Raw genomic sequence first — 13,094 nt, 5'->3', positions numbered from 1 at the left:
CCTACACTTGCCCTTTAGAAAAAAGAAACAATCTCGCCTAAAATTGGCTTTGCGTAAGCTTAGCTTGATGGCAATGGGGTACCGCCAGCATTTTGGAAAAAAACCACGCTAAGCAAAAAATAAAACAAGCCATCCATTTGGACAGCTCATTTACATAATTATCGTTCTCGGAAGTTAATAAATTTATATCTTGCCCTTCTTAGATAGACTGCCAATAATAACAAAACCACTAAATATAATTAAGCATATAAATAATATTGGATTTTGGCCGGAATTATCATATTCCCGTTTTTTTTAAACTGATATTTTAGTATTATAATATTTGTGGTAAATAATATGTTGAAATTAAGGAGATATTATGGAAACGAAATCACGGAAAATCATTTTAGCTGGCACCATATGCTATACGATTTTAGTTTTATTTTTTATGTTCTTTGCGTTTAACAGGCTCGATAGTGTAGCCAGTTTAGAACGGTACACCTTTATCCTTGTTCCAGAAGGAGTACCACTTAAATTTCCAGAACTAAATTATTCATGGATTGTTGATTTTGGAAATATTGCTGCTTTTATCCCTTTTGGAATACTATTTCCCCTATTGTATCGTGTCAGATTTGGGAAGTTTATATCCTTGTTGGTTTTAGCGATTCTCGTTTTAGAAACCATTCAGGCTTTAACATATCTTGGTAGCTTTGATGTAAATGATGTTATTTCCAATACATTAGGTGCAATGATTGGCTATGTTGCCTATAGAGTTGGATTTTCTTCAAAAATTTCTTATAAAAAGCTCATGGCTTCGGCTCTATCTATTGTTGTCCTTATAATTGGAGTCATGGTGGTCTCTGAAATCAACAAAAAAAGAGAAGGCCCTATTCAAACATTAACTGTTATAAAAGAAATGACAGGAACTACACCTATGACTGAGAACCTCCCAAGTTTCACCATAGCAGGTGAGCGAATAGAGCCGAAAATGAACGTGTATAGCAGTGAAGGTGAATCAACCAAAACATACAACTATATTCTTGGGAACAAAGAAAATGTCTGGCTTTATTTCTATTTTGGCATTCCCGACAATGTAGACTTTAAGGGTGAAGCCAAAATAATCGTAGATGGACAAGAAGTATATCGATTAAACGAACAATCTCCTCAAGGAGCAGAGTCTTTACAGGAGTTGCCTTTTAACGAGGTAAACGAGCTGACCATTAGCGTTTCCGGAAACGCTAAGTTGTGGGACGTTGGAATTAGTGAGATGAAACATTGGTGGGAGTAAAGAATCAATATTCTAAGGGGCTTGTTTTGCACTTTACGTCATGATTGTTCCCTCTATCCTTAAAAAAATGAGTACGAGTTGTCCTTTTAAACTATGAAAATGGCGATGAATAAAAATTCATGTAAGGTTGACATAACGTAACATTATTGGTAACAAGGACAAGGAGGAACTCCTACTCTCATAAGGGAACCTCCTTTTTTGTTCGATGGATCTATGCATTTTTTTATACATTCCTATTTTGGTGCGCCTTTTGGCCTCCCCATAGTTCCCTATGTCTCCCGATTTTTTGTATAAGATGATACTAAAAGAAAAGTCTTTGAGTCAGTCATAAAGCAAGGTGTTTTTAGCTTTGACTTAAACGGTGAAGTACAGGAAATTAAATCAGGAGAAGATATTCCAACAGACATATTGGATGCATTATGGCAAGACCACAAGCTAAATGCGATGGACAACCCTTATGGAACGTGTCACGCTCGATTAAACGGAAACTGCCCTCATATGGAAGCCCCGCCTTGTCTAACTTGTGGTGATAATCAAACTCCATGTAAAGACTTAGCAGTAGGTTTTTCAGAGTTAGATAAACAAAAATATGAACTTCACATTAAAACCACTACGAAAGCAATTGAAATAGCAAAACAACGTGGTAGAGAGGATATTGCGGAGAGGAACCAAAAGAATCTACAACGTTACCAAAACATTTTAAATACCCTCCAAGATGGAAATGTTATCTTTGGTAGACAAGATCGGATGAAAAGAAAGTTAGGTGTTAAAAATGGCTGAATATGACCGTTCTGAACATTTGAAAGCGATTCATGCCAAACGAAAGGCAAATACCTATCAGAAAGTAGACGAAGCTATTAAAAGGCTTTTAAAAGCCAATGAAAAAATAAACTTTAACAGTGTAGCCAGTGAAGCTGATGTATCCAAAGCAACACTCTATAACAACAAGGACTTTCGTTCCAGGATCGAAACATTACGAGAACAGCAAGCACAAGTACCTACACCCAAACAAGCAAAACGAGAAATGAACGAAAGCAATAAGGATGCCCTTATCGCCTCTCTAAAAAGGAAGAATAAAAAATTGGGCGAAGAAAACAAGCAACTTAGAGAACAGCTGAAAGTAGCTTATGCAGATGTTTATAAAAAGTTATGAGGGAGAACAACGTTCTCCCCTTCTTATTCAACTAACGGGGCAGTTTAGTTGAATAAGCCCTCTTTTGAAAAAGGATATTTTTCATCCCTAAGAGAATTTACATTTAATGGATTTTTTATATAGAGGTGAAAAGGATGAATAAATATCTTAATCGAATTTCCAAAGACTTAGTAAATGCAAATTTGGATAATTATTGGTCAGGTTTTGAATCGGTTGCTTACGCATTATATGATAAGAGTTATGTTTATCTTTTCAACCATCCTAGAATGAAAAAAAATCAACAAAATAATTATCAAATTTTAAATTGGGATGAACAATTTAATGGTTGTACACTTATTCTTTATAATGATTATCCAACAGCAATTGTAAATATCGAATTGTATGAGGATTATAAAAGTTTATATTCTATTCTCGTACACGAATTATTCCACGGTTTTCAATATGTTAAGGGCGAAACTCGGTTCGCGAATGAAATTATGGGAATCACATATCCGTTATCAAAAGAAAATGTGGAATTACGAAATCAGGAAAGAACCAACCTTTTTAGTGCGGTGTTAGAAAATAATATTATTAAAAAGAAACTATATCTTAATACTTTCATTGCCCTAAGAGAAAAAAGAGCTGCTAAATTTAATAATTATCTATTATACGAAAACTTAATTGAAACAATTGAAGGACCTGCGTTGTATGTTGAACTAAAGGCTTACTCGGAAAAAACCCCGATAGCTTACAAATCAGTTCTAAAAAAATATGGACAACACCTTATGGACAAATATGAATCCACTTCTGATATACGAAAGAGTTGTTATAGTTCAGGTTTGTTTATGTGTTTGTTACTAGATGAGTTTTCACCAGGCTGGAAGGAAAGTTTTTGGGGTAAAGAGGAAACATTATACGATATATTTAAACAGCTTTCGGATGACTTTATAAAAATAAGTAACATAGAAATAAGTCCTGAAACAGAGGAAGTAATTAATTTTGCTATACAAAATAGAAAAAATACATTTGGAAATTTTGAACAACAAAAAGGAATTCATCTATTTATTGAAGGTGAAATAACTGCTAAATCTTTTGACCCGATGAATATCGTCCCATTTGAAAATAGTCTTTTACATAAGAACTTTATAAAAGTAAGAATTAACAATGAAGACTATCTTGTACAACAACCTGTTATTGCCTATTGTAAGGGTGGACTTCAAAATATAATTAAATTACATCTGATATTAAAGAATAATCCCATTGAAAATGTTGATTCGCTTACAATTGATGGTATCGGAGAAATAAAGGGAAGGTATGAGAAACAGGAAAATGTTTTGCATTTATATGTGAATTAGGACCATTTCTTAATCAGCTAACGGGTGCGTTAGTTGGATAACAAAGGTCATAACATATTAGTCATATATAATATGTTATGACCTTTAATTTATAAATCTTTTTTTAATTTAGGTCTTGATAATAAAATTAGCGGTCGTTGCGACAATTGCGGCAATACCTCATTCAAGAGTTCCGTTAAAGATTTCATCTTTTTAAGAGAATGTCGTCAATGCGGTATGAAGAAAATCATATAGTCCTATCCGGGGCTTTTTTCTTTATAAAATAAAATGAACTATAAGATATACATAAAAAATAGAGTCCCTTATTATTAGGGGTAGCAATTGCTGAAAGTAAGCAAGTAAACATTTCATACCACAAACAGCACAAATTGCATTCAGAAATTGGCCATATTCATTTTTACGATATGACTCGAAATGAGTTAAGAATTATGAACCAAAATGATAAGGTATTATATATAGAGATTGGTCATGTAACTGATATTAAATATACATAAGGATTTACAATTCAAAGGGTAGGGAGAAAAATGTTTGAGACGTGTGAGGAGGATAAATAGCATGATTAATCAAGCTGAATGGTTATGGCAATGTATTATTGAAAGAGGATCAAATTCTGAAGGTAACTTTAAAGAATCATTAAATCTTCAGCCAGGTGCAAGTGATGAAGAGTTTCAAATTATTGAGGGTACACTGGGGGTTATACTTCCTGAAGAGATGAAGAACTTTTACAGGGTGTATAACGGACAAGTTTGGGAGCCCGGGGTAAATCCATTTGTTAGGAATTTGACTTTGTCCCCTACTTCCGAAATTATCGATAATTGGAAATTTTTACAGGAAGAATTCGATCCAGATGATGATTTAGAGCCAGATATTGAAAAAGAGCTTAAACCAGTTCTTTGGAATTCCAAGTGGATTCCAATTGCAGAAAATGGTGGCGGGGATTATCTTTGTATTGATACAGATCCATCAGAATCTGGAGTAGTAGGACAAGTGCTATATTATTGGCATGATTGGGGACAACGTTCTATTGAGGCAAAAGGTTTATTTGAATTCATAGAAATCTGTTTGAAAGAAGAGAATTGTGAATAAATGTACTTAGAGTAACGGTTGGTTTAGTTGAATAAGAAAGGATAGTACATATTAGTCATATAAAATATGTACTATCCTTTATTTTAGCTAACTTTTTTTATTTTAGGTCTTGATAACCATTTTCAGCAATAAAAGAACAATTGGAAGGACTGAATGAATTATACGATAAGCAAAATGAAGTACCGATGCCTATTGTAGATGAACAAAAACTAGATCTTATAAATGATACTGTGTGTTGTGCAATTGCTGAAAATAAGCAAGTAAGCATTTCATACCAAAAGCAAAACAAAGCATATTTTTGTTATTACCGAAAGTAAACTTTTAGATAGAAGTTTACTTTCATATTCATTAAGAAACATAAAAAAACCGACCTTTAATCGATCCGTTTTTTTATGTTTCTTTTGTCTAAAATTACAGAAATAATAAGCAAGACGGTTAATATAATAATTACATTCAAATCACTTTCATCTTTTAGAAAAAATGAATACAAAATATAAATCACCAATAATACTCCACAAATCAAATTTGAAATTTTATGCAATAAAATCTCCCCTCCCTGAAAAAATCATATATTTCCAATTTTAACATAAATAGGTTGTTTAATTGCGGAATTCCATGATTGATTTGAAAGTAAACTTTTAAATATTAGTTTACTTTCAAATCATTGATTCTATTGAATTCATTGCAAATTGACCATTTATCTCAAAAATTACTAGAAAAGTATACATTCAAAATACTATAAATGAAGACACTTCGAGGATTATCTCCTATTCATGAATAAAGTAACAACTATAATTATATTCGGGATGTTTCTGTAATATAATCCGTCAAAATCTTACTAATACTTCAAGCAATGTAGTCAGTAAAAGGGAAGTGATACCCCTTATTTAACAATTGAAAGTAATACTTTTTCAAGTTCTTTTTGGGATAGTATACTACTATTAATATATACTTGATACGCACTTTTTCCTTCTTTTTCTGGGACAACTAGTTTCATTCCTTTTAACTTACCAGATCGATATTTTCCAAAGCTAATGGAATATCCTTCAAGAGTATAATCAGTTACTGTATCAAAAGTGAATTTTTTACTATTGGTAAAAGGACCTATTTCATCTACGATATAGTCGTGATTAGTAGTCTCAATGTCAGATTGCACGATTGTGAATCCTTGTTCAGCAGTAGATTTTGTTTTATCCGATTCACTATTTTTATATCTCATTATCACAACAGGTTTGGGTGTCCCTACTGTGGCTTGTGCTCTAGCCATTGTTTCTTCTAATACATACCCTGCAGGGAGATAAGTAGGGCGTTTAATTGGAAAAACAGCCAATTTTTGTGCTTCTTCTAAAGTGTAAGTGAATCTAGCGTTTATCTTTTCTTGATATACGTTTAATTCTGACGTGATTTTTTCTGCTTTTTTGTGTTCTTCTGGCGTAAGAGAATTGTATCGATCCATGTCCGTATGTCGTTCTCCATTTTCTACAGCACTAATTCTCTTCATGTAATCAAAATCTTCTTTTAATAAAACAGTATAACGTTCCAACTCTTCTTTTGTAAGGATTTGTTTCGCCACTTCAAGACTTTTGTTCAAACTTTCATATCCCTCTTTAGAAATACCCGTCTTTTGTTTTGCTTCCTCAGAAGTACCAATTATTTTCTCTAATAATGATGGTAAATTAGGACCTGCAAAAACCCCTGTAGGCACAAGAACCGCTGTTGCGACTATAACTGTTATGAACCGTTTTTTCATATGAGTTCTCCTTTTCATTTTTTCTTGTCTATATGCTTGAAAAGAAGCTGATACCCTTGTTTGTAATTCTTTCGAAGGTTGCATATTTTTTGCTGCTTTCTCCAAGTCATTATGTAATTGTTTTTCAAAATCCATTAACTTGGTTCTCCTTTCCAATCGACAAATTCTCCATCTCTTTTCGTAATATCTTTAATGCTGTATATAATCGAGATTTTACCGTACCAACAGGGATTCCAATGAGCAATGTAATCTCATCCAAACTGTATTCGTGAAAATACCGCATAATTACCACTTCACGATGCTTGTACGATAATGTATTTACTAATTCCAGCAACTCACTACGTGTTTCCATATGCAGAACCCCTTCATCTGTTATATAAAAAGGTTCCTGCCGAAATGCCTTTTTCCGCTCTAAAATACGGAATCTACGCCAGGTCTTCCTTCTCCAATCTTTTACTTGACGTACAATCAGGCCGTGCAGCCAAAATCGAAACGAACGATTATAATCGTAATTCGATAGTGATTTCCACATATGAATGTACACTTCATTCACAATATCATCTATGTCTTGCTTATCGACTATAAGAAATGCTACAGTTCGATATACATCTTTACAAGTAGCGTCATAAATGTATTGAAAGGCTCTTTGGTCACCGGTAACCATTTGTTGAAGCCATTTCTTTAATTCAATTTCATTCACTCTAGGGGCCCCCTCTATTTCCTGTAAAACAGCTTTCATATCTATATTCGCTCGATAGTTAAAAAAAGTTCATTTTTATTAAAAATATTTTCTGAATTTCATATAACATATATATGATGAATACTTCACTCATTTGAAGTTACCATAACACCACTTATTGGTAGCAAGGACAAGGAGGAACCCCTACTCTCATAAGGGGACCTCCTTTTTTGTTCTATGGATCTATGCAGTCTTTTATACATTCCTATTCTGGTGCGCCTTTGGGCCTCCCCAGTTTTCTCTATGGTTCTCTATTTTTTGTATAAAATCCTGCATGCTCTTGGCGTAGTTTTTTTCCGAAATGTTAGCGGTATCCCTAATAACATTTACTATCCGTCAATCCGAAGAACAAAAAGAACTTGTAGGAATCCCTACAAGTTCTTTTTAGTTTAAGGTGAATATACGGGACAAACAAACTATCTTACAGGTTCATCATAGAAACTACAGGGGTAATGCTTTGATAAGTTTATTATATAACAAATATTAACATCCAGGGATTTTTTTTGAAAATTATGTGAATTAAGAAAACAGAGTGGTTGTAGCCTTGGAATAAAGTTTGATTAAATTAACTTAATAAACCTTGATAAAAGAGCAAATAAAAAAAGCGTGGTTCAAAAAAAGATTGTTCAAAACACGCTTTTTCTATATCCAATTGAATCATCCTTTTATAAAAAAGTTTGATAATTTTTGTGATCATTCCTCCATATTTTCAAGTAAAGAGATTAATGATTCTGGACAATTTGGATATTTCGTCCTTAATATATTAATATCCCCTTTAGTAGCACCGTATGCTTTATTTAATGCTTCGAGATCAGCTGTTGATAATGCTGCTTTCAAACCGTTTGAAAATTTATATTTGCTTATTTTGTCCTCCCAATAATCAAATATATATTTTTTTAGTCTATATACCTAACATAAATAAGATTTGATCTTTAACCGTTTTCACATCTAATTTAATTAGTACCATTACGCTCTACCTTTTCTCGATTAAAGTATTGGTCTAATAACTCTTTACCTGTTTTGATTGTCACATAGTACTCTCCATCGTATAGCTTACCTTCTGATGGTTTATGGAAATCTTCGTATTTAGGGAAGTCTTCATTCTCTTCAAATGATTTCTTTGCAGCTTCCATGTCGTCTGCCTCTATTTTAGCAAACAATCTACCTATACCAAATAACCCATCATCATCAATACTTTCTTCTACAAGATAGTGTTCCTCTTCCTCTATAGGTGTCATTTTACTTTTTCTAACAGAATATAGATGACCCGTTTCTTCTTCCTTTACCATAATAAAAATCCAACCAACTCTTACAACAGTACAAGGTTCTAATCCTAATAGTGTATAAGCAACTACCTTTTGGTCTTTCACAAATTTCCCCATCTTACATACCCCTTAAATTGTTTATTTTATTCTGTTTAAAGGTCAAAATATTTTCAACGTGATGATACATATCTATAACCATATAAAACAGTAATTCCCTTTACTACAATTGTATTACATAAAGGCAATCCTCAACAATCCATATATTAAACATCCTTTAGCTGTAATTTCAGCAATAGCTATAATAAAAACAGGCTTTGATTTAGGTTCCTTTTTATATTTTATAGCAACTTTCTTCAAGCCTTCGCGACTTTATTATAATCATCGCATCATTTTTCAAAACATCGTGACTTTATTTAAAAGCGACAGTGGTATATCATTTTCTCTTCCTAAAAAATGCATTTAGTTATTTTGTATAAATAACTTTAAATTAACATCTACATCATAATAAATTAGTCAAAATATCAATATAGGTAAATAGAGAAGAATGTAGTATTCTTACAGAAAGACCTATATTTATATTTAGGATTAATTAACTATAAGAAAATCAATTTCATATTGTAACTAAATATAATTCTTAAATATATGTAGATGGAGTTTTCTTATCTTTTTTATTTATGTGATGAAGAAATTAGGTATAGGAAAATTAAACAAACGTTTGTTTTAAATATTTTAGTTATGAATCAATGTGTGAGGTATGATGAGTTGCATTGTTCAATTGTCCGCTTAATTAATTTCTCACTTATTATATAATTTTTATATAGCAAAGAAAAAAGCATCCGCTATGGATGCTTCCTCTAAAAAAAATTATAACTACAAGGTCTTCTTAACTGTTTTTCTAAATAATTTTCTTTCATAGTGGCCCCTCATACCCATAGTTGTGAGAAAAAAAGTTATTCATTAAAAATAATTGTTTAGGTGACCAGAGAAGATTAGGAAGCCGAAACATACGAAATGGAATGTAATCACAATTGAAAGGATATGCATGAACGTATTGTTGGGCCAAAATTTATGCTTCTTGTTTTTTCGTTCGAAAATATCAAATAAAATAAACAGAACAATATGATATAGAGCATAAATCATATATTGAGCAATATGATGACCTGTAATATGCCAAATTCCCATGACAAAAAAGTTCAAAAAGACGCCAATATATGAAATCATATAGCGATTTTTTATGAGCTTTTTCTTTGTGGCAAAAAAGACAAAGCGCATGTAAATAAAATCACGGAGCCAGAATGATAAGCTCATGTGCCAACGATTCCAGAAATCTTTAATATTACGGCTGATAAACGGTTTGTTAAAGTTTTCTGGTGTTTTAATACCCATCATATAACTGACACCAATTACAAATGAGCTATAACCTGCAAAGTCAAAGAATAGATATAAACTATAGCTATACATGTAAATCATATTTGATAAAATTGTGTTTTGGTGAGCTAATGTAGCATCCATAATATTTTCTTTTATTAAGTAAGCAAGTATAAATTTATACAGAAAACCTTGAAAAATACGGTTAATACCCGTGTATAGTAGATTTTGATATTCTTCAGCACTTGGTGGTTTTTGAATATCTTTTTGGAACCTGCGATACCGATCGATAGGCCCGGTCGAAATAGCAGGGAAGAACAAAATGAATTCCCAGAAATTAAAAAATGAGCATTCTTTAATTAAGCCATCACGAATTTCAAATACCATTTGTACTGCCCTGAATGTTACATAAGATATACCAGTAAAAACAATGAATTTTAATTCAGGTACAAATGGTGCAATTTTTGCCAAAATTAGTGGCAAAATCGACAAAATAATGGCCATGTAAAACATGAACGTATTATTATTTTGTTTTCTTAGTAGTAAATAGCCTTTAATAAGGACATATTGCCAAATAATAAATACTGCTAACATCATTGCTTGATTTGGTTTATCCGAGAAGATAATAGCAAGCATAATTAGCGTTAAGATAGCATTATATTTACGCAACATTTTACCTCTTAATCCAGCTACGATAGTAGGTATCAATAAAATCCCCACTATAGCAAAAAAATAAAATGATCCATATGCGATCATGCTGTAACCTCACTTTATAATGTTTTGCAATCCTTCATCCCATTTGGTGTCATGGAATAATGGATTGGCACATGAATTTGGAATTATATAGTTTAATAATCACTCATTGCGTTTTTTTGGTTACAGATGCTAATGAATACTTTTTCTATAACCGCATATGCCGGAGCGATTTGTTCCTCTGAAGCCCCATGCATAACTTGTAAGGCTAATCCATTCATCGAAGCCAACAAAGCCCTGGAAAACGCTTCTAAATCTGGGATTTCTACATTGGAAGTTTGTGCATATTCTTGAATTAGGTCTATCAGTTGGTTCTGTAGAACTCGAATTTCTTCCATAATTTTTGGTGACCAAGCCGCTGCTGCCAATAAACAAAAATACACTTTTCTCCATTCAGAACTTTTGAATTGGTGATGTACTACAAATATAAGTTTTTTCATTTTCTCTGAAAAATCTTGTATATTTGAGAGTTCCTTTTGAATTTCTTTAATTTGTTTTTGCATGACATAAGAGGTAGCGTTAACTAATAATCCCTCCTTTGTTGGAAAATAATAATGAATTAAACTTAAAGTAATTCCCGCTTTCGTAGCAATATCTCGTAATGTAATAGCGGTTGTACCTTTTTCAGCTAAGCATTCAAACGTAGCCATTAGTATTTGATCCCGAGTAGCTGTTTTTTTAGAATTAGACATTGTATTTCACCTTCTTATTTTTAGTTTGGTCAACCGACCAATAAATATAAATTAATACTACTCTATTAGAACATTTTTTACAATATTGGGGTACAGCCGAGATACGTGTAAAAATAGGTCATAGACTTACTTTTTTTTCCAACTATGGCCTATTGAGATTATAGAGGGATCGTTTCTTCTATTGGCTGGGGGATTTTCTGTAAATCAATTACATAATCCCCAAAGCGTTTTATATGTCTAGTCATATAAGGACTTAGCCTTTCAAAGTATCGTAACTCCTTTCACAAATCGTGGAAGGAGTTTTTTTACTCCAATGTGAACTTTTAAATATTAGCTTACATTAATTCCCTTGATTTTATTGACTTCATTGCAACTTACCTATTTCCCTTAAAAATGACTAGAAAGGTATACATTTAAATCACTATAAACAAAGAGAACATGAAAAAAACCAGTTAAAAAACTGGTTTTTTTCATCGAACTATACAATATTTTTAGCTACAATTTTAATATGTTCTGGAGCAATAATATCTTGAATAGTTTCCTTTAAATCTTCAATTATCATTTCTTCTAAGTTCTCCAAAGGAACTTCAAATAGTGTACATTCTACAGTTTCAATATTTACTAAAGAATAAGCTTCATTTTTTTTAATAACTAAGTATTGATTTTCCTCAGTTAGAAGTAAACAACCTAATTTAATCTCTGACATACGTCTATCTTCAAATTTCATAACATAATACCTCTTTTATAATTTACTGAAACAACAAATTCATCATATAACAACTATACTAATTTAAACAATATCATAAATAAAAGTTAACATAACACCACATTACTGGTAGTTAATTCATATAGAGGATTTGAATTAACATGCTGATAAAAAATTGGGGTTAAACCTCGAAAATCTTCTGGTGTCATTTTTTTAGCCAATAGTGTTGGTTATCATATTGGATTTCTTGTACCAGAAGTAACGTTAGGAAAATGCGGATTTAGAACGTTAAGAAAACTGCAGCATAGAAAAATCGATTCCTTTACGTTTAGGAACCGATTTTTAATTTGGCTTATTAAGCTAACGCCACCGTTAGTTTTATTAAAGGACATTTATATAGAAAGCAGATTAATATTTTATTTGTATTCTCATATGAACTATCATTCATTTACAAGTACTATTTGCCCTAACTCTGATACCAATATAAAGCGAGGTCATTCATTGTTGAAGCGTGCCCCTGTTGTCTTAGCATGGTTGTTATATTACCTCGATGATAGGAACCATGATTAGCAACATGAAATAAAATTTCTGAGTATGCAGTCTCTCTAGCACCTGACCAAGGATTATTCAAATCAATTTTTTGTTCTAAATCTTTTTGGCTATTCATCCATTCTTCATACTGTGAAGCTAGTTCTTCGAAAGACTTAATAAATTCATCTACAGAATATAAATTAGTCTTTTCTAATAATGACATAGAAGCTTCCAATGCTTCTTGCATACCAATTCCTTTAAGTACTTGTAACCACATTACATCTACTACATAGATATGGCTAAACGTTTGAGCAATATTTGGATACGAACTATTAGCCTCTTTATATAGGACATTGTTTGGTAATTCTTTTATTCTTTCTAGTAACACCTTATTAGCCCAAAGATGGTACTTATACATATTTTTTGCATGGTTCATTTAACAACTACTCC

The 13,094-nt window shown here is 32.0% G+C and carries 12 protein-coding genes and 4 pseudogenes; 8 read left to right on the top strand and 8 right to left on the bottom strand.

Annotated elements, in window-relative coordinates; all coding sequences use genetic code 11:
* Positions 1-358: 358 nt before the first annotated feature.
* The 8 genes and pseudogenes from BAU27_RS06240 to BAU27_RS06210 form a co-directional block, all read left to right on the top strand.
* Positions 359-1,267 carry a VanZ family protein gene (locus tag BAU27_RS06240; RefSeq protein ID WP_071770399.1) on the top strand — a complete coding sequence of 303 codons (909 nt, stop codon included), beginning with the start codon at positions 359-361 and terminating at the stop codon, positions 1,265-1,267.
* 294 nt (positions 1,268-1,561) lie between these two features.
* Positions 1,562-2,047, top strand: a pseudogene (locus BAU27_RS06235) (tyrosine-type recombinase/integrase); the annotation flags it as partial.
* Positions 2,040-2,420: a DUF6262 family protein gene (locus BAU27_RS06230; RefSeq protein ID WP_071770398.1), complete on the top strand. Its 381-nt coding sequence runs from the start codon at positions 2,040-2,042 to the stop codon at positions 2,418-2,420. The pseudogene BAU27_RS06235 and the gene BAU27_RS06230, both read left to right, overlap by 8 nt.
* Before the next feature lie 134 nt (positions 2,421-2,554).
* On the top strand, positions 2,555-3,754 hold the full coding sequence (locus BAU27_RS06225) for a hypothetical protein (protein WP_071770397.1): 1,200 nt from the start codon (positions 2,555-2,557) through the stop codon (positions 3,752-3,754).
* A 132-nt stretch (positions 3,755-3,886) separates the two neighbouring features.
* A pseudogene (locus tag BAU27_RS32750) lies at positions 3,887-3,988 on the top strand (DUF8096 family protein); the annotation flags it as partial.
* Positions 3,989-4,074: 86 nt separating this feature from the next.
* A complete protein-coding gene (locus tag BAU27_RS31645) occupies positions 4,075-4,248 on the top strand; it encodes a YolD-like family protein (RefSeq protein WP_113708637.1) in 174 nt (57 codons plus the stop codon).
* Between the two features lie 61 nt (positions 4,249-4,309).
* Positions 4,310-4,840, top strand: coding sequence for an SMI1/KNR4 family protein (locus tag BAU27_RS06215; protein ID WP_071770396.1), 531 nt, complete (start codon positions 4,310-4,312; stop codon positions 4,838-4,840).
* A 128-nt stretch (positions 4,841-4,968) separates the two neighbouring features.
* Positions 4,969-5,136 (top strand): annotated as a pseudogene (locus BAU27_RS06210) (YolD-like family protein); the annotation flags it as partial.
* A 587-nt stretch (positions 5,137-5,723) separates the two neighbouring features.
* Here BAU27_RS06210 and BAU27_RS06205 read toward each other — a convergent pair.
* The 8 genes and pseudogenes from BAU27_RS06205 to BAU27_RS06160 all read right to left on the bottom strand — a co-directional run bounded on the left by BAU27_RS06205 (position 5,724) and on the right by BAU27_RS06160 (position 13,080).
* Positions 5,724-6,725: a hypothetical protein gene (locus tag BAU27_RS06205; RefSeq protein WP_071770395.1), complete on the bottom strand. Its 1,002-nt coding sequence runs from the start codon at positions 6,723-6,725 to the stop codon at positions 5,724-5,726.
* A complete protein-coding gene (locus BAU27_RS06200) occupies positions 6,715-7,290 on the bottom strand; it encodes a sigma-70 family RNA polymerase sigma factor (protein ID WP_071770394.1) in 576 nt (191 codons plus the stop codon). The genes BAU27_RS06205 and BAU27_RS06200 overlap by 11 nt, the downstream gene beginning before the upstream one ends.
* A gap of 738 nt (positions 7,291-8,028) precedes the next feature.
* A pseudogene (locus BAU27_RS32745) lies at positions 8,029-8,193 on the bottom strand (SMI1/KNR4 family protein); the annotation flags it as partial.
* Between the two features lie 89 nt (positions 8,194-8,282).
* Positions 8,283-8,711 (bottom strand): hypothetical protein, encoded by a 429-nt coding sequence (locus BAU27_RS06190; protein WP_071770393.1) that lies wholly within the window; start codon positions 8,709-8,711, stop codon positions 8,283-8,285.
* 840 nt (positions 8,712-9,551) lie between these two features.
* Positions 9,552-10,718, bottom strand: a complete 1,167-nt coding sequence (gene dltB, locus BAU27_RS06180; protein ID WP_071770391.1) for a D-alanyl-lipoteichoic acid biosynthesis protein DltB — start codon at positions 10,716-10,718, stop codon at positions 9,552-9,554.
* Positions 10,719-10,810: 92 nt separating this feature from the next.
* Entirely contained in the window at positions 10,811-11,407 is a 597-nt protein-coding gene (locus BAU27_RS06175; protein WP_071770390.1) for a TetR/AcrR family transcriptional regulator, read from the bottom strand.
* A gap of 478 nt (positions 11,408-11,885) precedes the next feature.
* Complete coding sequence (locus BAU27_RS06165; RefSeq protein ID WP_071770389.1) at positions 11,886-12,134, bottom strand: hypothetical protein; 249 nt, start codon at positions 12,132-12,134, stop codon at positions 11,886-11,888.
* 445 nt (positions 12,135-12,579) lie between these two features.
* The gene (locus tag BAU27_RS06160; protein ID WP_071770388.1) at positions 12,580-13,080 is read right to left on the bottom strand and encodes a DinB family protein; all 501 of its coding nucleotides are present in this window, start codon (positions 13,078-13,080) and stop codon (positions 12,580-12,582) included.
* Positions 13,081-13,094 lie beyond the last annotated feature (14 nt).

This window comes from Bacillus sp. NH11B, assembly GCF_001884205.1.
Taxonomy (GTDB): Bacteria; Bacillota; Bacilli; order Bacillales; family Bacillaceae_G; genus Bacillus_A; species Bacillus_A proteolyticus.
The sequence above is the reverse complement of the archived record's forward strand: the minus strand, read 5'-3'. Positions and strand labels throughout refer to the sequence as shown.

Bases quoted from the DNA above. Each gene is read 5' to 3' on its own strand.
- BAU27_RS06165 (WP_071770389.1), bottom strand. From the start codon at position 12,134: ATGAAATTTGAAGATAGACGTATGTCAGAGATTAAATTAGGTTGTTTA.
- BAU27_RS06215 (WP_071770396.1), top strand. From the start codon at position 4,310: ATGATTAATCAAGCTGAATGGTTATGGCAATGTATTATTGAAAGAGGA.
- BAU27_RS06230 (WP_071770398.1), top strand. From the start codon at position 2,040: ATGGCTGAATATGACCGTTCTGAACATTTGAAAGCGATTCATGCCAAA.
- BAU27_RS06175 (WP_071770390.1), bottom strand. From the start codon at position 11,407: ATGTCTAATTCTAAAAAAACAGCTACTCGGGATCAAATACTAATGGCT.
- BAU27_RS06225 (WP_071770397.1), top strand. From the start codon at position 2,555: ATGAATAAATATCTTAATCGAATTTCCAAAGACTTAGTAAATGCAAAT.
- BAU27_RS06160 (WP_071770388.1), bottom strand. From the start codon at position 13,080: ATGAACCATGCAAAAAATATGTATAAGTACCATCTTTGGGCTAATAAG.
- BAU27_RS06205 (WP_071770395.1), bottom strand. From the start codon at position 6,725: ATGGATTTTGAAAAACAATTACATAATGACTTGGAGAAAGCAGCAAAA.
- BAU27_RS06190 (WP_071770393.1), bottom strand. From the start codon at position 8,711: ATGGGGAAATTTGTGAAAGACCAAAAGGTAGTTGCTTATACACTATTA.
- BAU27_RS06240 (WP_071770399.1), top strand. From the start codon at position 359: ATGGAAACGAAATCACGGAAAATCATTTTAGCTGGCACCATATGCTAT.
- dltB (WP_071770391.1), bottom strand. From the start codon at position 10,718: ATGATCGCATATGGATCATTTTATTTTTTTGCTATAGTGGGGATTTTA.